The sequence below is a fragment of the Daejeonella sp. genome (assembly GCF_030684675.1).
Taxonomy (GTDB): Bacteria; Bacteroidota; Bacteroidia; order Sphingobacteriales; family Sphingobacteriaceae; genus Daejeonella.
This window is the reverse complement of record NZ_JAUXXZ010000076.1, coordinates 73,723-93,967: the sequence shown is the minus strand read 5'-3', so window position 1 is coordinate 93,967 and position 20,245 is coordinate 73,723. Positions and strand designations below refer to the sequence as shown.

The window sequence follows — 20,245 nt, the reverse complement described above, 5'->3', positions numbered from 1 at the left end:
ATCAAAAAATTAGAAACTAATTACTTTACAGGGGCATATAATGGCGTATGTCCAAGCGTTCTATCTAAAAAGCCATAAACCTCTTTGCGATTTTCAACCGGAAAATCGTGACCAGCATCCGGATAACGCACCTGAAGCATATTCACTACTCCCAAATTATTGTAAACTTTTTCAGCCAGTGAAATACCCTCTCTCACCCCATTTACATCAAAGTTTGCATCCTTGAGAGGTGATACAGAGAAAAATACCCTTGGAGCAATAGCTGTTATAATATCATCAAAATTGAAGGGAATCAGTTTAGCATCCAGTTTATATTTTGTGCGTATGAGCGGCATATACCTTGTTTGAGCCCAGGGACCAAGTCTTCCACCATACTTCTTAGAACCTTCTTCTCCAATATAATAGTATTCAAACTGTGTCCAGCCACTGCTTGAAACAGCTACCTTTAAACGGTTATCAAATGCGGCAACAAACATGGCATTATGTCCACCTAGTGAATGACCGATGACACCGATATTTTCTGGATCTACATCCGGCCTGCTTTGCAGAAGATCAACACAACGCATATGATTAAATATGGCCTGCATCGTGGCTGATTCATATCTGTCGGTATCAAAATTATGATCCTTCAAATCACCAAAACTCGGGTAATCCGGTGCAATAACAACATAGCCACGTTCTGCAAGTTCACGGGCGTGTGCCCGGTTTGGGAGAGGCCCCTGACCATCTACAACACCTTTTCCTAGTATACTTGTTCCATGCAAAACAAGCATAGCCGGAATTCTTTGGATACTACCTCTTTGTTTTGGCACATACAGATAAACAGGTAATCGTTCCTTTTCGGCAACGACAAAACTAAGTGTATACCGGATAAATCTATTCTCCATTACACTGTCAATGATCTGAATATCAAAAGCGGGTAAATTTGAACGATCAGGAAGCTTGCCCATCGCCTTTTCCATATTTCGCAAGATCTGCTGTCTTATCTTTTCATGCGAAGCAGAACTTTTAGCTGGCAGATCCCTTATTTCTTTTACAAAATTTAATTCCTGCCAAGCCTGAGCTCGCCAAAAATTAAAAGTTAAAAACAGGATCAAAAGAAATTTTGAGATCAAAGTCATATCCTCTGATTTTAAATTTTCGGGATGTATTATAAAAATAAAAGGATTAACCCACAAATGCGGATTAATCCTTTTATCTGATTTAAATCAAATTAAGGAGTTATTGTAATTGTAATCTCCTTGGTTATAACTTTTTGCTGATCTATATTACCGTTAGCGGCAACAAAGGTAGCTTTATATGTACCGGCCTTTGCATAAGCATAACGGAACTCTGTTAAAACAGGATTGGTTAGACCTTTGATAGCTGATGACCAATCAGGTCCAAGATCAACCTTATCAATACTTATAGCTTTACTAACAGCCCAATGCTCACTTTCAGGATCATTGTTCGGACTTGCCGGATCAAAAGGCACAAATGGCTTAAAGACAGCAGTCGGTTGATATGCAGGATCGCGAGGATCATAGATTGGATTCTTAGGATCAAAAATTGGATTAGCCGGATCAAATTGAGGTAAACCTGCATGCAGATAAGTATTGGCCTGAAGGGTTAATCTGGTCGCTGTTATTGAAGATAAAGCAGGAGCTTTGTCTTTCAAATCGTCCACAATTCTAAATCCTGTGCTTGCCTGGTCTGCAATAGTCAAAGCAAGGGTATTATCAAGCAATTTTTTACTACTTAAAGTAAAAGACTGAATGAACCACTGACGGGCGATACCATTGATAGCCTGCTTCTTGGTATTATAGCGAAAAGCAAAATAGATTGGTTTACCTGCTACAATAAGATCAGATACATCAACTGTTCCTGAAGCAAGAAAAGCTGTTGTTGTACCAAGCTTAAATCGACTCGTAATATCAACCCAGGTTGCAGCCTTTAATTTAGCCACACTACTATAATCACCATTAAAATTTGTGGAAGCAAGAAGCGTGACCTGATTAGCCTGAGTTCCTAACTGCACACTGCTGGTAAAAGCCAGGGTTGCACCAGCTCCAGCTACATCAGCTACTCTGCCTGTTCTCGAAGCATAGTCTTTCAACAGTTCTCCAGAATAGAAGGATATAGTTTGAGCCTCACCTCCGGTAATCATAAATTTAACAGATTCACCAGCTTTATAGGTAGTTTTTTCGGCAGTTACATCAAATGCCGGCGCGTCTGCCTCAATTGCTGGCTTTTCACAGGACGCCATAATAAGCGCCACCGCGAGTATACTATATATTTTTAGTTTCATAATTTCTATTTTATATTAAATTATTCCCAACCCGGATTTTGAGTCATTTTTAAATTTGAAGACATCTCATTAATTGGAATTGGCATCAAAAGATCACGGGAGCTAACATTTGAGTAATACTTAACGAAAAATTGTCCCGGGCTTTGCTGTTGTAATTTATTACCCATATCCTGATGAACTTTCAGGAATATGCCCCAACGAAGCAGATCAGCCTTTCTTGTATTTTCAAAGTTAAATTCTCTCATTCTTTCATCCTGAATTGCAGCCAAGAATGCTTCCTTCGACGCAGGATTTAGATTTCCATCAGTTGCTCTGTTGATTGTTGCAGTTGCAGTTGCACCAGAGCCACCACCACCACTGATGGTAATTGTAGGAACTGTTGTGTATTTCCCTTCGTTAAAGAAAGTAACTGCCATAGGGTCACGGTCAAGGTTAATTGCAGTCACTCTGCCTCCTGCAATTGTTGCGGTTGCAGTAGCACCACCTCCTCCACTGAATGTAACGGTTGGAGCGGTGGTATAACCTGAACCTCCATTGGTTACTGCAATCGTTTTGATACCTGTTGACCAGGCTCTTCTTCTAACCTTATTGAATTGTTCAATTGCATCAGCAGTTGGACCTTTTAATTCATTCTCAGCTTCTGCATACATTAACAAAATATCAGAATATCTTAATAGAACCATATTGATTGGGGTAGTCGTCGGGCTTTTTGGTAATAAGGTCTCGTATTCCCTTCTCCATTTTCCAGGTTTCATAAGATTCATCGCATTTTCATTAACTGGCAATAGGCTCATCGTTTTAGCACCAGTCGCAGTATGAGTATAATGAGCGATACTAAACCATTTACGATTATCTCCAGGCTCAAATACATTATAAAACTCAGAAGTGATATTCATGTAAGCATCTGCTCTTCCTGTTGAAGAAGCGACTCCTGCAGCAGGACCGTTGATCCAGCCAATATTTCCGGTTTCAACATACTGGTCGGTACGGTTACCATAAAATTCAACTTCCCAAATACTTTCTTTGATATCATATTTATCACCAGCAAGTTTCATGAAGATGTCAGGATAACTTGGATTTAATGAGTGACCAGCTTCTGCATCATCAATTACCATTTTGGCCCATTTGCTTGCTTCTGCATAACGGGTTTTATCTTTAACCGGCTCACCTGCCATGTGCAAGTTTACTCTTGCCAAAAGACCGCGAACCGCTGATTTATTAACTGCTCCGCCAAAACCCAAAGTTTTGATGCCTGGAACAAGTTTCTCAGCGGCTTCCATATCTTTAAGGATTTGCACATATACATCTTTAGCAGATGCTCTTGTCGCATCTACATCAATAACAGATGAAGTTGGTTCAAGTTTCAAAGGAACACCACCGAAATATTGCACCAAAGTAAAGTAATAGTATCCTCTTAAGAATAAGCACTCCCCTTTGATAGCATCGCGCTTTGCTTGTGCAATCGCAGTATTCTTATCCACATTTTTGATTAAAACGTTAGCCTTATTTATTCCTGACCAAAGGTTATTCCATAATCCTGCATTATATTGATCTGCAGAAGAATAGAAATAGTTCCATGGACCAGTGGTCAATGTAGCTCTGTTCATATAACCTTCATCTGCGGTCCATGCCAGTAAATAACTTGCATAAGTACCATGTAAACCACCAGCACCCAGGTGATCATAGACACCTGCACGGGCAAATTGTAATTGGGCTTCAGTCTGATAATAATTATCCGGATTCAGGAAATCCGTTGGTTCTGTCGCCAGATATTTCTTACATGAGCCCAGACTCATTAAGAACAATGTTGCGAGTATATAGTGTTTAATTTTCATTTTTCTTTCAATTAATTTCGTTAAAATCCAGCTTTAATACCAAATGCAATGGTCGGTGATCTCGGGTAGGATGAATAGTCAAAACCCGGTGTTAGAGTATTATTACGGGTAGAAACTTCAGGATCCATTCCAGAATAATTTGTCCATGTAATCAGGTTCTGGGCAGAGACATTCACACTTAAATTACTCATATAGGCGGCCTTAATTAACTTTGCCGGTATGTTATAATTTAAAGAAACTGTCTTCATACGCAGGAAAGAACCATCTTCTACAACTCTGGAAGAGTGGAAACCAATTGGACCTTGTCCGCGGGTACGATAATTTTCATTTGTTGGATTGGTAGGCGACCAGCGATTTGAATAGCTTGCGAACTGATTGATATTCGCCCAACCATTACTGTTACCTTCAAGAATCAGCCTGTTGGCATTATAAATATCATTTCCATAAGACCACTGAAAGAACACATTCAGGTTGAAAGCCTTATAGGTGAAATTATTTGAAAAACCACCTGTGTGAATTGGCTGACCTCTTCCGATAAACGTTAAATCAGCGTCATTCATGATACCATCGCCGTTCATATCTCTGTATTTGATATCGCCAGGCAGAATTGTATTACGAACAGCACCATTAGTAGGAATAGAAGGCTTCAGGATGTAAACACCAGGAGAAGGATTGTCAAAATCCTCATACTGATAATTTCCTTCCCATATAAACCCGATCATCATTCCTGCTGGTTTTCCAATCTCTGCAACATACAATGGCTTATTAAACTGAGATACGTAAGAAGAATTACTATTCAGTGAACGCTGACCACGGGTAAGTTCCATTACTTTGTTTCTGTTGAAACTAATATTGAAATTACTTTCCCAGATAAAGTTCTTTGATTGAACATTTACCGTGTTCAAGGTTAATTCAAGACCATCATTTCTCAATTTACCAATATTTTTAACGGCAGAGGTAAATCCGGTTGATGGAGGCAAAATAGCGTTAAGTAACAGATCCTCAGTTGTTTTACGATATAAATCAACTTCGAATGTGATCCTGTCTTTCAATACACCAATTTCATATCCTAAATCGATAGTATTCACTTTTTCCCATTGAAGATCAGGGTTACCAACAGCAGAAACATAATTTGAAGCAATTGGAGTTGAATTATTAAATGAATAACCATTGATATTTTGTAATAAACGAGCATAGGTATCAAAATCACCTACCCTGTTATTACCATTACTACCGTAGCTGGTTCTAAGCTTGGAAGTTGAAATACCAGGGAATATCTTAGCAAAGAAGCCTTCCTTATGCATATTCCAGGCCAATGCTGCTCCAGGGAAATATCCCCAGTGATTGATGAACTTGGAAGAGCCATCTGCTCTGAAGGTACCGGTAACAATGTATTTTGATTTATAATTGTAATCTAAACGACCGGCATAAGATGCCATGGTGTTACGGCTTGAAGATGAATTCTGATTAAAAGCCAATCCTTCATCCAATCCATCCATTCCCAGATTTTCATTTGGTAATAACCTGCCGCCGTATCCCTTTCTGCTTGAATTTATACTATTAATTGCAAATAAGCCAAGTCCGGTTATGGTATGATCCTGCTTAAATGTTTTCTTATAATTCAGGGTTGTTTCGTTTGAGAAACTATTTGAGAAAATATTATCGATCGAACCATTAACACCATTTACATTATTCGGACTCGGTCCGCCCTGAGCTGTTTTTGAATTATAGAATCGTTCAAGGGTTAATTTATTATGACGAATACCTGCGGTTGATTTTAAGGTCAGGTCTTTATTGATATCATAACTGACATAACCATTTCCTTCAATAAGGTTAGTGATGTTGTATGAATACTGATTTTCAAGATCAATAAGCGGATTCACCCTGAAATCTGATGCATTCATGGCCTCATCATCCACTGCATCCTCCAAAAGATTATCATTTGGATTAGGTGTAATCGGACGATATAACCAGGCTCTTGCTAAGGCGAAGGCAGTTGGGTTACCATCTGTTAATGCCCCCTGGTTGATAATCTGACCATTCTGTTTAATTCCGCTGTAATTTGCAGTAACACCAGCCTTAATTTTATTACTGATGGTCTGATCTAGAGTTACCCGACCAGAATAACGATTAAAACCAGTATTGATAATTGAACCTGTCTGATCAAATAAAGATCCTGAAATTGAATACTTGGTCTGCTCTGTTCCTCCTCTTAATGCCAGATTATAGTTCTGAACATTACCCTGTTGCATCACATAATCCTGGAAATTAATTCCTTCAACATTTCTGTAATCTTCAAGAGTTTTGCCACCAGCGAAATATGCAGTAGTTGTAGCTGAGTTTGGATTTAATTCAGTCTGGTATTTAATAAACTCATATGGACTCATCACATCAACAAATTTCGGAACGGTCTGAATACCATAAGAGCTGGAAAAATTCACAGTCGATTTTCCAACTTTTCCACGTTTTGTCTGGATCAGGATTACTCCGTTTGCAGCTCTTGATCCGTAGATCGCTGTTGAAGAAGCATCCTTTAATATGGTCATCGATTCGATCTCCTCAGGATTGATAGATGCAGGATCCGGATCTTCTACCGGAAATCCATCAATAACGTATAAAGGAGATGTACTTTGAGTTAAAGAACCCGCTCCCCTGATTACGATATTAATACCACCACCCGGCTGACCATCGGCTGCATTAACCTTAACACCGGCCACACGACCAGCTAAAGCCTCAGCGAATGTTCCAACCGGAGCTTTCATCATATCATCCATTGGAACAACTCCAACTGATCCGGTAAGATCGGGCTTTGCAACTGTACCATAACCAATGACAACCACTTCACTTAAAGAAGAACTGGAAGCGAGTAATGTAACATCGATTGTACTGCGGTTACCTACAACAAGTTCCCTGGTTTCCATGCCAAGAAATGCGAAGACAAGTGTTTCAGTGCTTGCGGCCTGAATGCTGTATTTTCCATTTGCCAGAGTTGTTGTACCTCTGGTTGATCCTTTAACCCGTACTGTCACCCCGGGTAATGGCTGGCCTGCTTCGAGAACTGTGCCAGTTACAGTTTTTAATTGCTGGGAAAAAACCTGCTCAGAAAAACTGAGGAAAAGCATCAGCAGCATTACTATCCCTGCTCCGGAGGGATAATACCTTTGTTTTTTAAACTTCATCATGTAAATTTTTAGCATAGTTTATAATTAATAGTAAATAAATAGGTAATTAAACATAACGGGTGCGTACCCGAAAATATAAAAATCAAAAAAAATGTATTATAATCTTTAAAATAAGATAAGACGGTTAATAGTAGTTAGTTCAAGTAAAATCAACTATAAATTGATGTGGTAAAGTCTATAAAAATGAATAGCAAAAATTATAAAAAATGCAATTAATGTCGAAATAAGCAATTTAAAATAAATACATTTTCTGGTGCTGCAACAAGAGAAAACTACGGAACGGTTACGTACACTAATATATAAATAAATATAAAATTAGAGTATAATTTTTTAAGTTTTTTGAATCCGATCAATTAAATATTACAGTATAGACCTTTTAAAAGGATTAGCAATTTTTATGAGGTCGGTTCGTGTAATTCCATTTTCTGTAATCCTGGCTAGCGCATAAACTTCACCTCCCTTGCCAACGGCAATGGAATTTACGTATAAAGGACGATCTCCATTAGGATAAAAGATAGGACCATGATCCTGATATTTACCTTCCGGTATGTTATACGTGATTAAATGCAGATTTTCAAGGCCCTTTGCCGCACCTTTAGCAATTTCAGACTGACCCGCAACACGCTTACCATCAACATAAACCGGACCGCCTGTCAGGTAATAAATAGTCTTCCCATCAGGTCCAAGTTGAAAACCAAGGTAACCATAACTAAACTGATCGAACATACCGCTTTTAGCTGAAGGCTCTGAAGTAATGCGTCTGACAAGTTCAATTTTAGATTTTTTAGGATCGAACCGAAATAAATAACCGGAATTTCCATGAACTCCGTAAGCTAAACCCTCCAGATTATACCAGAAAATTTTCCTCCAGTTGTAACCCATACTACCAGGTCTGGTTGGATCGTATTTACCAAAATAATCAAGCCTGAGGTTTATATCTTCAAGTTTATTGATTCGGCCCTCTTCAGGATTATAGCTAAATATATCACCCTCTGAAGTAGAAAAATGCACAGTCCCGTCAGAAGGATCTACCACAAGAGAGCGGCATAATGAACGGAAATCGTCACCTGGCTCCCCTCCTTCACCATTTCCTGACGTCCGGCCCAGGTCTTTTAATTCCTTTTTATCGATATCATAATGAATAAAATTTCCTTTGGGCCAGGATATACCAAAAATTTGCCCACGGTCCCGATCCATTGTCATCGAAACCATACCTTCTCCATTGGGAACCAAAGCAAGGTTTTCGAACTTTCGGCTTTGCATATCATAAGAAAGAATTCGTCCACCCGGGTATAATTTATATCCGGAAGGAGGATTAACCGGAAGCCGATCCATTCCATTGATGAGTTCATAATAACCCACATGAGTTGAGAAGTAAAGTTTGCCATTCCTTTCAAAGAACCTTGCATGACTTTTACCCTGAGGGACGAACATCTGATCTTTTTCACCACATATTTCAGTCAGATCTCCCAGAAATTCTGTCTTATCAGTCCTGGGGTCATAGAGATACATTTTACCTCCTACATGGATCTGGTCTGAAGATAATACATAATAAATTTTACCATCACTGGCAGCTGATAATGCATTATAAGTATCGTGGGCTTCTTGAAATCCCGAATTATAAGTAGTTGCGGTCAGATGATTCTCTTCATCGTTTCCATTTATATACGTATCAGTCTTTAATTGATTCAACTCAACAATTCCATCTAATTTGTCCATGCAATATTATTTTGTAACAAAATATTCTCAACAAGACCATTGGTCTATATGTTTTTAAAATTTTATTTTTCCAATGATTTTTTTACTGTTTCTGCACTAGCCTGTATCTTGCTGATTGCATAAGCAATTGAATCCATATCTTCCCGACTGCCAAGAAGCAGATTCTGAGTGAACCATACCATTTCTGTACATAAAAGATCATTCTCAGGGCACTGATTTCGCTCCATATATTTATCATAATCGAGCATATCCTTGTGATACATCCTTTTAAAATTCTTTGTGGCAAAAGCTTCCTTCAAAAATTCCTGTTTGTTTAATGGCGTATAACCTCCAGAGCAAGGCACTCCCTCGGCACGCAAAGCTTGCAAAAATGCATTTCTGGATAAACCTTTAAAGTCCTCTTTCTTATATCTGAATGAAAACAAATGGAATGAAACCCTGGTTGCACTATCATATAATTTATAAGGTACTATTCCAGGAATATCCTGAATCTTTGATTTCAAATACTTCGCATTCTCTTCACGCACAGTAGTTTGTGCATCCAGCCTTTGTAACTGTGCTAAACCAATAGCAGCCTGATATTCAGTAATACGAACCTTGGTACCAATCCTTATGCTCCCAGCATTAAAAGTTCCAACCGCGGTACCAAAAGGCAAGCCGAGATTCTGAAAAGAAACGCAGCGATCCATAAAGGCAACATCATTACTCACAATTGCACCTCCTTCACCAATCGGAATATTTTTTGAGTTTTGAAAACTGAAACAACCCGCATTACCAATTGTACCTACCTTTTGATGATTGACTTCAGTTAATGGGGCCTGACAGGCATCTTCAACCACAAACAAATTGTGCTTTTTAGCAATTTCCATTATTCTCGGCATATCTGCCGGCATTCCTAAAATATGGACGGGCAAAATGGCTTTTGTTCGCGGTGTTATCTTTGCTTCTATTTTTGCAGGATCAATCTGATATGTTTCCGGATCGATGTCCACAAACACTGGCATAGCCCCATTCATAAGAATAGCCTGAACAGTCGATATAAAGGTATAAGGCGGAACAAGCACTTCATCACCACCTTTTATGTCTAGTTGATTTAATGCGACGATCAAAGCATTGGTACCGTTGTTTACAACCAAACAACGTTTAGCTCCATTGGCATTAGCCCAGGCTGCTTCAAACTCATTAACTACACCAGCACGCGACCAAACTCCGCTTCTGAGCACTTCTAGAACACGCTTTTCATCCGTTTCGGGTATCCAGATAGGCCATTTGACCCATTTGGCTTTATCCCACGCTGATGGGCCGCCTAAAATCGCCGGTCTTGCTGCGCTGTTTAAATCCCCGGCTAGCAGAGAAGGTGATAAACCCATCGTCAGCACAGTGCCCACTCCAGCCAGAGAGCTCTGCTTTAAAAACTTGCGTCTCGATGAATCAGTGTTTTTATTTTTCATGGCTATTTTTTTCAATTCAAATTTTGGCCTTGATATAAGGTTATTCAGCTATAATTTATGTTTAAAATTACAAGAGCGGTCCACATAATACCTGTCCGGAATCCTCCTGCTTTGATACCAGTCCGTCAGGCAGAAAAGATATAAGTGTACATTAACGTTTACGTACCCGAATATATAAATTATTTTTATTAAAACAATAGATTACGGTTAGAATTATTAAGGTAAATGAATCGGTAAAATAGAAATTGCCTACCTGATCACAACCCCGATCATATCAATAGAAACTCCGGCCTGAGGCTTGCCAACTTCTTTAACCATAGCCTTTGAGGCCGCTGGCGGACGAAGCGGGTCATAATATTTAGGGCGGATTTCATTTAATTTCGCACTATGAACATCATTGCCAACATAATAGGTTGCTTTGACAAGATGCCTGAAATCACTGCCCGTATTTTTCAATATGGTACCCATTAGATTGAAGATAGATGCCAGTTCAGAATCTGCATTGCCAGTTACTTGTCCGTATAATCCTGATATATAGACCTTTTGACCATAATTAATCCGGGTAACCTTACAATAAACAGGTGAAGCTGTCATTCCCGAAGGAGTAATAAAATCAAGCTGTTGGTTTGATTTAGATCCTGTATTTGGAGATGAAGCAATCAGTTCTATTTCGATTACCGGATCTTTGCTCGTCCATTCAACATTAACCATTGGTGGAATAGTACCACCTTTAAAGAATTTAGTGAACTCCTCCTCTACTACTTTCAGGTCAGACATTGGCCTTATAAAGGATTTAATCTGAACAATATCTTTTTTATCCAAACCCAACGAGACCAGTGTAGCCAGAAGTTGCTCTAAGGTACCTCGAGTTGCTTCAGCTAGTTCACCTTTCACAGCCTGACCTGAAACATAAACCACCGGACCCGCAGGTAAAATTGCAGCCCGGGCGACACCCTGAACCGAGGATAAATTCGCGGGCATCAAATAATTAACACCTTCCATTTTGCTTTTAGCTGAAACAGCAATAGCGTCCATTGAAATCAATGCATCAGAATGAGCAAGATCCCCGGCAACGAAACTTAAGGCAGGATTTTTACCTGATTTAAACCGTTTATTGATTTGTTCCCGAACTGCAGAGATCAGGCTTGAATTCCTGATATAGATATTAAGTTTAACGATCTGATCTGGTTTTGAACCAGCCATTTTCAAAGCAGAAGAAATATTCAGGAAAATCTGATTGATCTGTGCATTGATATCACCGGATCCAACAATATTACCGGATTTATCCAAAGGCAGAAATTGGTTGGTATGAACAAGCGGTACATCATCAACAATTACTGCATCCGAAACTCCCGGAAGATTCGAAGACCCTGAATATTGAATGTGTTGCCCTTTCTGAGCAAAACTGGAATAACCCAGAGATAAGAAAAAAATGCAGATCAGAGCTTTCATGTTTAGTTGTCTGTTGTTAGTTATCAGTTGTCTGATGTCTGATGTCAGGAATATCCTGCTAAATTTAAAATGAACAGGTAACAGTCATTATTCATTATTCCAGAAGATCATTTTTCAACGAAGTAAGATTTAGTCTTGATACTCAATACTCACTACTCTATACTCCCCTAATTATTAATCGGTGCCCAATATGCACAATATCCTTCGGCGCGGACAGGCCCTTTAAACAACATACAACCACCGCAAGGCTTGTCTTTAGCCGGCGGAAGGTAAAGTCCGCAATTACTGCAATGGCTATCTGGAATTGGCGTTTTGTTTACGTATGCGAGCTTTTTACGTTTTGCAATTTCATCTGCACTAACCCCGGTAAGATCGTCACAAGGATTTTTTTGTGCAGGCTGGGGAGCTTTTGGCTGTTGTTCTGAATCCTCTTCCTTAGCCATACTGTTAGCTGAACTGCCAGCAATCAATATTCCCGTTCCTAATGCAACTGAACCTGCAAGAATATACTTACCTATGAACCTTCTTCTTGAATATTTTTGCTTTTCCATCTTTCTAATTTTAACCGGGCAATTTTTATCTCAGAGTATCTTTAGTTTTTTCTAAGCAGTTGAAATCCTTCTTTCACTTCCTCAATTGAGCCCGCATTTAATTGCGCTGCAAGTTCTTTTGTGGACTCGTTTTTATTCAGTCCTGCCTTAAGCCCCTTTAAGGCTGCTTGCTGCACATTTGCAGCAGATAATGACTCAAGAGCTAGCGTATTCAAATACGCTGAAAACTGTTCCTTATTATACCTGGCTCCAATAATGTTTGACAAATCCTGAATAAAACTAAGTTTCCAGCTTTCTTCTTTGCCGAAAAATGCATTATCCTGTATTAGTGAATTTAAAATTTCAACTGAAGAACCGGCCTCTGAGCTTATAACTGCACTCCTGAACCAATCATTCTGTCCGTAATTCCTGATCACTTCAGCCAATGCAGCAATCACTTTTTTTCCTTTAAACTGTCCCAGACTAAGTGCAGCTTGCAAAGCAACGCGCTTAGATGGATCATTAACCATCGGAATTAACAGTTTACTGGTTTTAGGATATCTTTCTGCAAGTATGATGCCATTTTCCCGAACTCCAGGTTCAGAATCAAGCAATGATTTTTTAACGATTTTTTCAGTTAATGCATTCAAACCTTCAAGTACATAAAGTGCATGTAGTCTTGTTCTTGCGTCCTGGCTGTTTGAAAACAATGAAATCACAGCAGGAATAACAGTTTTATCCTGGCGTTCAAGTAGCAAACGCTGCGCATTACTGCGATACCAGCCATTTTTGTGCGACAGATAATCTACCAACTGAAGTCCGGTAGCATTCTTCAGGTCTACTTTTACTCCCTGATAAGTACCATTTTCAGGCAAAAGGCGATAAATCCTGCCCATATCACTGCCTGCCATAAAATCCATTTCGGCTTTAAGATCATCAGGAATTGAAACCGGTGTTTCAATATGCTGTCTGTAATAATCCAAAATATACAAATATCCGTCAGGGCCAATAGAAAAGGTTACCGGACGGAACCAGGTATCAGTGGAGTAGATAAATTCTCTGTTTTTTTCGGATTCAGCACGTTTTGCAACCAATACCGGACTTGTTTCACTTGGACTTAAAATATCTCTGTGAATCAGGCTTCCTGACACATCGGTTGTAAAAATATTACCATAAAATTCCTGTGGCAGGGCATCACCATTATAAATAGTACCTCCTGATGCTCCAGTAAAGTGATCTTCTGCCCATTCTATCCGATTAAGATTTGCTTCTTTGAACATCCTGTTTCTACGGGCACTCCTTTCAGATCTCCAATAGGCCGGCGGAATTTCCTGAAACATGATCTCTTCATGATCTGTAATAGTTACATTAAACTTGCTGCTTGGCATGAATGCATGCCGGTGAGTATATCTCCAGGGAATAACTGCCTGCTGTAAGTGAATTGAATTTTCAGTAAAGAAACGATGCCCCCAGTCGTCAATTGTTTGTCCAAACTGTCCCGGACCAGTCTCGAGTTCGAAAACATCACGGTCTAATCTGAAACGAAAATCAGCTCCCCTAACCTCAACAGGTGCTGCATCAGGAGACTTACTGTGAATTACTTTACCACTCTGACCACGATTATTTGCGTAAATCCAATTATCAATTCCTAATTTCAGACTGGTAACCTGAGCCTCAGAATTATTCTGAAAAAATCCAGAAAACAAAATTTCCCGGGTGTCTGATTTTCCATCCCCATTGGTATCCTTCAGATAAAGAATATTGGGTGCAGCAGTCACAATAAGTCCGCCTTTCCATGGCAACATACTGGTTGCTTCGGTTACATTTTCGGCAAAAATGATCGATTGATCGATCTTACCATCACCGTCGGTATCTTTCAATATCCTGATGCGGCCATGGCCTTTTCCGGGTTCAACCTCATAAGGATAATCAGGCATTTCAATCACATATGCATTTCCCTGCTCGTCAAATTCTAGCGATACCGGGTCAAAAACATGCGGCTCTGATGCAAACAAGGAAACTTTATAACCTTTTGCCACATTAAGTTTCTTCATTGACTCTTCCGGACTTAAAGGCCCGGGATAGCGCTGAGCCATGCTGTTTGCTGCTAATAAAATAAATGGCAATAATAATATGGCTGAGCGGCCATTGAAATTAGTCTTCATTCCCTGCTTGATTATGTATGATCTGGTAATTTATACATCCTCTTTCCTGATCAGATTGAGAAAGGCTGTTATTAAAATAATTATTTATCTTAATATTCTGATTTATCAACAGAATAATATTTTCCATTTACAAGAGTACGTATTAATTAAAAAAATCTTTCCGGGTACCGATAAATTTACATAACGGTAACGTACCCGAAAATTAGATATAAAATCGCAATATCCAAATTTTATTTATTCCCATTATGAAAATGATATGCTTTCATTTCAAAATGAACAAGCAGTTTCCAAATGAAGAAGAAAAATTATTTACTGGATTTATTGAAAACAGTATAACATACAGGTTCTGAATATTCATTAAGTGGGAAGGTATAAAAACGAACTTTTCCATCTTTATCCATTGAAAAACCAGGATCATTAACCAGTTCAATCACATTCCCTGAAATATGCTCAGCCGGAAAATACAAGCTCGATTTATCTGGAAAATCTAAACGAACGTGAGAAATATCTGGGTGAATAGAATCCAGTTCCAAATTCCACTTTCCGGCCAGGTTTTGAATACCTTTTAATAATCCGGATTGAGCTCTTCCTTTATCATACTTCCATCCGGCATCTGAAAGCAGACTGATTTCATCCCATTTCATGGTAATCTGGTCTTGAATATTTTTACCATTCAATTCATAATCAATCAGATAGGTATCACCATCAGCACGAACTGATTTTATCCATGGCTTGCTTTGAAAAGGTTCGTGAATGGAAACAAAACTCGATTTGCCACCGGTATGCCTTTGCATAATTCCAAGACGCATGAAATTCTCCAGTTTATTGTCATCTTCGGCCGCGAGCCTGACCGATGGTGCACGAAAACTGAATATCTCAGTATCTTTTTGGGGTATATGATGAGTACGCAAGCCTGAACTCTGATAATTCCATGTTGCAGTCCATGGTTTTGTGGCTGTGCCTGCCTTAATATCTTTCATATAAGAATATGCATGAATTTTCTTTCCAATAATATCCGAATCATACTGGTTCATGGGTACAGCAGTCCCTCCCCATTCAGGTACCAGCGTTTTAACCGCCCGATCCATAGAAATACTGGTCTCCAGTTTTCCTTCTTCTTCACACATGCCATGCAGAAACCAGTCATGTGTCTCCCCACCTTCTACATCAAAACGGTCAATTACATAATCCTTGCCTTCAGCTGCATGTACAAATATCAGTCTTCTCCTATATTCATTCGATGTAGAATAAGCTGGGGACGCATCAAGATCGACAACCTTAACATGAGGATTCTGATCATCGAAATACATTAAGCGGCCTGTTACAGGTTTTGCTACAGTTCCATGATCCTGTGCTTTCTGGTCTATAACAACCGTATTGTGCGATGCTGTATGTAAGGTCCATCCACGATACCTGGAATGTGTATAACCAATATCCGAAAGCAATTCTTCACCATTCGCAAATAAGATAATCGAAGCATTGTCATAATGCGAATGACCGTAATTACCGCTCCAGTTTACATTGAGCATCGTTTGATCTTTTCCGGTACCGGCAGCCAAAGCTGTATTCCCGAGCGATGGCCATAGGCGTGAAACAGCAATGCCATCGGTTTTTACTGGTTTTGCTCTATTTGCCCAGGTATCATTGAGCGGCAGTTTATGACCATTTGGAAATATTGCCTGCTGGCTTACATTTAAAGCACTTTTATAAAAAGGCATTGCATTGGTCAAATCAAGATTTTCAAAACGCTCACCCTTCCAGTCCGCTGGATCTGTATAACCCTTTGCCGCCTTTGCCACACTCTCCAGGCCCCCAATTGTCTGATCATGGTAAGAAACAGTACCCTCTTTCCACCAGCCATCTGCAAAAAAACCGAGTTTTAAAAATTCCCTGAAGCGATTCACTCCATCGTGTACAATGTCCGGCCTGTTAAGTATCCGGCCCACCCTCACCATATCCCTGTACATACCGGGAGACATATTGGTATAAATTTCCGGATTAGCGGCAGTAAATTCATAGCCCGAAATCAAAAGATCTTTTACGATTCTTTGATCTGTATCCTTGCCTATCTGCGAATCCATTCTGCTCCAGTTATAAGCTCCTTCCTGCAAGTTTTCATAAGCTATGGCAATCTGTACCGGAATATCACCATAAGCCCACCAATTCCATTTGGCTCCACGATAAGGAACCAGACCTTCGTAAGGCCATTTCTGATTTGCAGGAAAAAACTTTTTGGGAGCACTTGGATAATCGTATCGTATCGCATAATCAGGGAATAGCTCCGCAAAACGACCTGCAATCATTGCCGCCCTGTCGCCATAAGCAGGATCTTTTGTCTGGAACCATACCTGAGACAACTGGACAGCCATTTGCTGAATCCATTTCCAGCGATCAAACCAGGCATGTGCCTCATAATAATATTGAGTCCCCTGGGCATTCTGAAAATAACGGTAAACTTGTTTTGCGCCACTTGGTGCTATAATTACTTTTTCGCCGTTATGAGGATATTTTTCATTTGGGAAGGTCATACTGCAGAACTTACATTTTACCTGATCTCCCATACCAGGCTCCCAGTTTAATATCCCCATCTCCTGGGCACCCCCATTGCAATTCGGGCAACCGATAAAGAAAATACCAGATCCCGGTGGCACCAGGTTCTTCACATCCGTCAGAGACATTTTCATCAAGGGTTCTACAGATGCAATATGAGCTTCTAAGTTTTCAGCTTTCTGTTGTGCATTAACTAATGCAGGCATAAGAAATGCCAGATATAAAAATGCTTTGAATAATCTGTTAATCATGATCTGCCTTTATGTTGGGATTAAATAAGAATCGTGTACGTACCCGAATTTAACTATAATATTATGGATTTTGAAATCAGATCAATAAAATTTAAAGTAAAAAGTGATTGAGTTCATTCATCCTAAAAAAAACACTGTCCAATAAGCTCTAAAACAATGATTTAAATAAAAATTAAAAAAAAGAAATCCATCCTCTAAAACACTTCGTAATTCAGCCCAAATAACAAAAAGACAAATGAAAAAAATAATAATTCTGGCTGTTGCATTAGTAGCTTCTGTAATCAGCACAACAGGTTTTGCACAAGGAACCAAAATGGTAGGTGGTGCTGAGATGTACCCAGGTAAAGACATTGTTGACAATGCGGTAAATTCAAAAGATCACACCACATTGGTAGCAGCGGTAAAGGCTGCAGGACTTGTAGAAACATTAAAAAGCGATGGTCCGTTTACGGTGTTCGCCCCAACAAACGATGCCTTCAACAAACTTCCTGAAGGAACGGTTGGTACTCTTGTTAAACCTGAAAACAAAGCAATGCTGACAAAAATCTTAACCTATCATGTCATTTCAGGCAAATTTTCTGCCGGGGATGTTGTGAAAGCAATCAAAGCAGGTAACGGAACTGCAGTATTTACAACAGTAAGTGGTGGAAAATTATCTGCAATGATGAATGGTAAAAATGTAGTATTAAAAGATGAGAATGGTGGCACTGCTACAGTGACTATTGCCGATGTCAATCAAAAGAATGGGGTTATTCATGTTATTGACTCTGTTGTTCTGCCTAAGTAAATAATCAGCTAAATGTCAAAATATCCCCGGATATGTTCCGGGGATATTGTTTTTATATATTTGTCATACAGGTTTAAAACTGTGGTGAACATATCTGAACATTGAGCCCGAGAACAAAAATATCCTTATCTGAAGATGAACTAGTGCTGGCTCTCCGTAACAAGGAAAAAGCCGGAGCAGAAGCGTTATACGATATGTACTCATCTTCACTTTACGGTATAATTTTCAGAATTGTTCAGCATGAAGAAATCGCTGAAGATTTGCTGCAGGATACCTTCGTCAGAATCTGGAATTCCTTTTCATCATACGATGCCTCGAAGGGAAGATTATTCACCTGGATGGTTAATATTGCTCGAAATATTTCAATAGACAAAACCCGCTCAAAAGATTTTCGTAACAGTTCGAAAACCGAAGACATAGAAAATAACGTATTATCATTAGAAATGCAGTCAGGTAATGCTTTGAATCCTGAAACTATGGGATTAAAGGAACTTGTTGCTAAATTGAAGCCCGAACAGAAAATAATTCTTGACATGGTTTATTTCCGGGGATTTACTCATGCAGAAGTTTCGGAGGAACTTGAAATTCCATTAGGAACAGTCAAAACCAGATTAAGAAACGGGATAATCAGTTTAAGAAAGGTATTTAATTAAGTGGAAAACCTCAAATCATATTTAGAAAGTGGTATCCTTGAACAGTATGTTCTTGGTGACTTAAGCATTGAAGAGAGGCTTGAAGTAGAAAAAAACGCTCTAAAATATCCTGAGATCAAAGCAGAATTAATTGAAATTGAATCTGCTCTTTTAAGTTATGCGATGTCAAACGCTATTGAGCCTGCAGAAGCATTACGAAATAAGGTATTGAATTCCCTTGAAAAAGATGAAGCTGATGTACGTCCCATATATGCTGCATCACCAAAACCGGGACAATTTTATAAATATGCATTCGCTGCATCTCTCGCCCTGCTTTTCATTAGTGTTGTTTTACTGATTAACCTGAACAATAAACTAAATGATTCATACACCGAGATTGCAGTACTGCAAACTGGAAATCAGCGCTTTTCAAATCAGGTCAACTATATTGATGAAGAATTAAGGGATACCCGTAATGCTTTACACTTTTATCAAAATCAAGCTGCCTACAAGCTTGTAACACTCAAAGGCTCAGCTAAAGCTCCGGAAGCAAGCATGCTTGTTGCCTTCAACCCTAAAGAAGAAGAAGTCATGATTGATCTTTCTTCTCTTAAAATGCCTTCCAACGATAAAGAGCATCAATATCAATTATGGGCAATGGTAGATGGTAAGCCAGTAGATCTTGGAGTATTCGACTCAGAGGGCGACAGTACCGGAATGAAGAAAATGAAGTCTGTAAAAAATGCCCAGGCATTTGCTGTTACTCTCGAACTACGTGGAGGAAGTGCCAATCCAACTATGGATCAGATGATGGCTATCGGAAGTATCTGATAATCTGACCCCTCATACCATAATATCAGTATATTATTCTTTCAGAAAGCCGGGGATTTGTTTTGCAAAAAACGCAATTCAAAATTTTAGTCAATCCCAAAAAAAGGGCCGAATAACTAGTATTCGACCCTACATCTACCTATGAAAAACATGCCCTTTGGGGGGCAATTATTTAATACAATTTATATGCCATTTGGCGAACAATGCCAATCCCTCAAAATCAATGCCTTTACGGGACTGACATTCCCAAATTGAAGAGAAAATACCCCAATGTGTAGATATATTTCCCCGTAATGATGTTTTTTAAATCCTAAACTAGAGATACTTGCATTTGAGATTTTCAAAAAAAAGAAGGTGGCGGATGCTGAACCTATTTTTTAGGATCATACTTTATTTTCTTCTTGACCATGTTATAAAAGATCACAGCCAGTCGTCGCGCAACTGCTTTAATCGCTTTTTTACTTCCTTTACCTGCTGAGGGTCTTCTATACAAATGGCCAAGTATTCCTTTGTTTTGCCACATGGTTTGGGCTGCCATTCGGAAAGCCTGCGTCGCTGGGTTATTCGTAAAGC

General features: G+C 39.2%; 14 protein-coding genes. 3 read left to right on the top strand and 11 right to left on the bottom strand.

The genetic code is table 11. The features are described from left to right. Positions 1-20 precede the first annotated feature (20 nt). The 10 genes from Q8M41_RS16025 to Q8M41_RS15980 all read right to left on the bottom strand — a co-directional run bounded on the left by Q8M41_RS16025 (position 21) and on the right by Q8M41_RS15980 (position 17,422). Positions 21-1,121: an alpha/beta fold hydrolase gene (locus tag Q8M41_RS16025; protein ID WP_305366303.1), complete on the bottom strand. Its 1,101-nt coding sequence runs from the start codon at positions 1,119-1,121 to the stop codon at positions 21-23. 92 nt (positions 1,122-1,213) lie between these two features. Continuing rightward, complete coding sequence (locus Q8M41_RS16020; protein WP_305366302.1) at positions 1,214-2,287, bottom strand: DUF5017 domain-containing protein; 1,074 nt, start codon at positions 2,285-2,287, stop codon at positions 1,214-1,216. Positions 2,288-2,307: 20 nt separating this feature from the next. After that, on the bottom strand, positions 2,308-4,122 hold the full coding sequence (locus Q8M41_RS16015; RefSeq protein ID WP_305366301.1) for a RagB/SusD family nutrient uptake outer membrane protein: 1,815 nt from the start codon (positions 4,120-4,122) through the stop codon (positions 2,308-2,310). 20 nt (positions 4,123-4,142) lie between these two features. Next, positions 4,143-7,319: a TonB-dependent receptor gene (locus Q8M41_RS16010; RefSeq protein ID WP_305366300.1), complete on the bottom strand. Its 3,177-nt coding sequence runs from the start codon at positions 7,317-7,319 to the stop codon at positions 4,143-4,145. A gap of 345 nt (positions 7,320-7,664) precedes the next feature. Continuing rightward, on the bottom strand, positions 7,665-9,023 hold the full coding sequence (locus Q8M41_RS16005; RefSeq protein ID WP_305366299.1) for a hypothetical protein: 1,359 nt from the start codon (positions 9,021-9,023) through the stop codon (positions 7,665-7,667). Between the two features lie 62 nt (positions 9,024-9,085). After that, positions 9,086-10,474 (bottom strand): DegT/DnrJ/EryC1/StrS aminotransferase family protein, encoded by a 1,389-nt coding sequence (locus tag Q8M41_RS16000; RefSeq protein ID WP_305366298.1) that lies wholly within the window; start codon positions 10,472-10,474, stop codon positions 9,086-9,088. 249 nt (positions 10,475-10,723) lie between these two features. Next, on the bottom strand, positions 10,724-11,926 hold the full coding sequence (locus tag Q8M41_RS15995) for a Rid family hydrolase (protein ID WP_305366297.1): 1,203 nt from the start codon (positions 11,924-11,926) through the stop codon (positions 10,724-10,726). A gap of 167 nt (positions 11,927-12,093) precedes the next feature. Next, the gene (locus tag Q8M41_RS15990) at positions 12,094-12,477 is read right to left on the bottom strand and encodes a high-potential iron-sulfur protein (protein WP_305366296.1); all 384 of its coding nucleotides are present in this window, start codon (positions 12,475-12,477) and stop codon (positions 12,094-12,096) included. A 41-nt stretch (positions 12,478-12,518) separates the two neighbouring features. Beyond that, positions 12,519-14,621: a PVC-type heme-binding CxxCH protein gene (locus Q8M41_RS15985; protein ID WP_305366295.1), complete on the bottom strand. Its 2,103-nt coding sequence runs from the start codon at positions 14,619-14,621 to the stop codon at positions 12,519-12,521. Between the two features lie 305 nt (positions 14,622-14,926). Next, on the bottom strand, positions 14,927-17,422 hold the full coding sequence (locus tag Q8M41_RS15980; RefSeq protein ID WP_305366294.1) for a heparinase II/III family protein: 2,496 nt from the start codon (positions 17,420-17,422) through the stop codon (positions 14,927-14,929). Between the two features lie 235 nt (positions 17,423-17,657). On the opposite strand from Q8M41_RS15980, the gene Q8M41_RS15975 reads away from it, so the two are divergent. The 3 genes from Q8M41_RS15975 to Q8M41_RS15965 all read left to right on the top strand — a co-directional run bounded on the left by Q8M41_RS15975 (position 17,658) and on the right by Q8M41_RS15965 (position 19,672). Then, entirely contained in the window at positions 17,658-18,209 is a 552-nt protein-coding gene (locus Q8M41_RS15975; protein ID WP_305366293.1) for a fasciclin domain-containing protein, read from the top strand. A 101-nt stretch (positions 18,210-18,310) separates the two neighbouring features. Continuing rightward, the gene (locus Q8M41_RS15970; protein WP_305366292.1) at positions 18,311-18,862 is read left to right on the top strand and encodes an RNA polymerase sigma factor; all 552 of its coding nucleotides are present in this window, start codon (positions 18,311-18,313) and stop codon (positions 18,860-18,862) included. Beyond that, positions 18,863-19,672: an anti-sigma factor gene (locus Q8M41_RS15965; RefSeq protein ID WP_305366291.1), complete on the top strand. Its 810-nt coding sequence runs from the start codon at positions 18,863-18,865 to the stop codon at positions 19,670-19,672. It begins immediately after the preceding gene. 370 nt (positions 19,673-20,042) lie between these two features. Here Q8M41_RS15965 and Q8M41_RS15960 read toward each other — a convergent pair whose 3' ends face one another. Then, complete coding sequence (locus Q8M41_RS15960) at positions 20,043-20,195, bottom strand: hypothetical protein (RefSeq protein ID WP_305366290.1); 153 nt, start codon at positions 20,193-20,195, stop codon at positions 20,043-20,045. Positions 20,196-20,245: the final 50 nt, after the last annotated feature.

Coding starts and splice junctions, on each gene's coding strand:
- Q8M41_RS16025 (WP_305366303.1), bottom strand. CDS start 1,121: ATGACTTTGATCTCAAAATTTCTTTTGATCCTGTTTTTAACTTTTAAT.
- Q8M41_RS16020 (WP_305366302.1), bottom strand. CDS start 2,287: ATGAAACTAAAAATATATAGTATACTCGCGGTGGCGCTTATTATGGCG.
- Q8M41_RS16015 (WP_305366301.1), bottom strand. CDS start 4,122: ATGAAAATTAAACACTATATACTCGCAACATTGTTCTTAATGAGTCTG.
- Q8M41_RS16010 (WP_305366300.1), bottom strand. CDS start 7,319: ATGCTAAAAATTTACATGATGAAGTTTAAAAAACAAAGGTATTATCCC.
- Q8M41_RS16005 (WP_305366299.1), bottom strand. CDS start 9,023: ATGGACAAATTAGATGGAATTGTTGAGTTGAATCAATTAAAGACTGAT.
- Q8M41_RS16000 (WP_305366298.1), bottom strand. CDS start 10,474: ATGAAAAATAAAAACACTGATTCATCGAGACGCAAGTTTTTAAAGCAG.
- Q8M41_RS15995 (WP_305366297.1), bottom strand. CDS start 11,926: ATGAAAGCTCTGATCTGCATTTTTTTCTTATCTCTGGGTTATTCCAGT.
- Q8M41_RS15990 (WP_305366296.1), bottom strand. CDS start 12,477: ATGGAAAAGCAAAAATATTCAAGAAGAAGGTTCATAGGTAAGTATATT.
- Q8M41_RS15985 (WP_305366295.1), bottom strand. CDS start 14,621: ATGAAGACTAATTTCAATGGCCGCTCAGCCATATTATTATTGCCATTT.
- Q8M41_RS15980 (WP_305366294.1), bottom strand. CDS start 17,422: ATGATTAACAGATTATTCAAAGCATTTTTATATCTGGCATTTCTTATG.
- Q8M41_RS15975 (WP_305366293.1), top strand. CDS start 17,658: ATGAAAAAAATAATAATTCTGGCTGTTGCATTAGTAGCTTCTGTAATC.
- Q8M41_RS15960 (WP_305366290.1), bottom strand. CDS start 20,195: ATGTGGCAAAACAAAGGAATACTTGGCCATTTGTATAGAAGACCCTCA.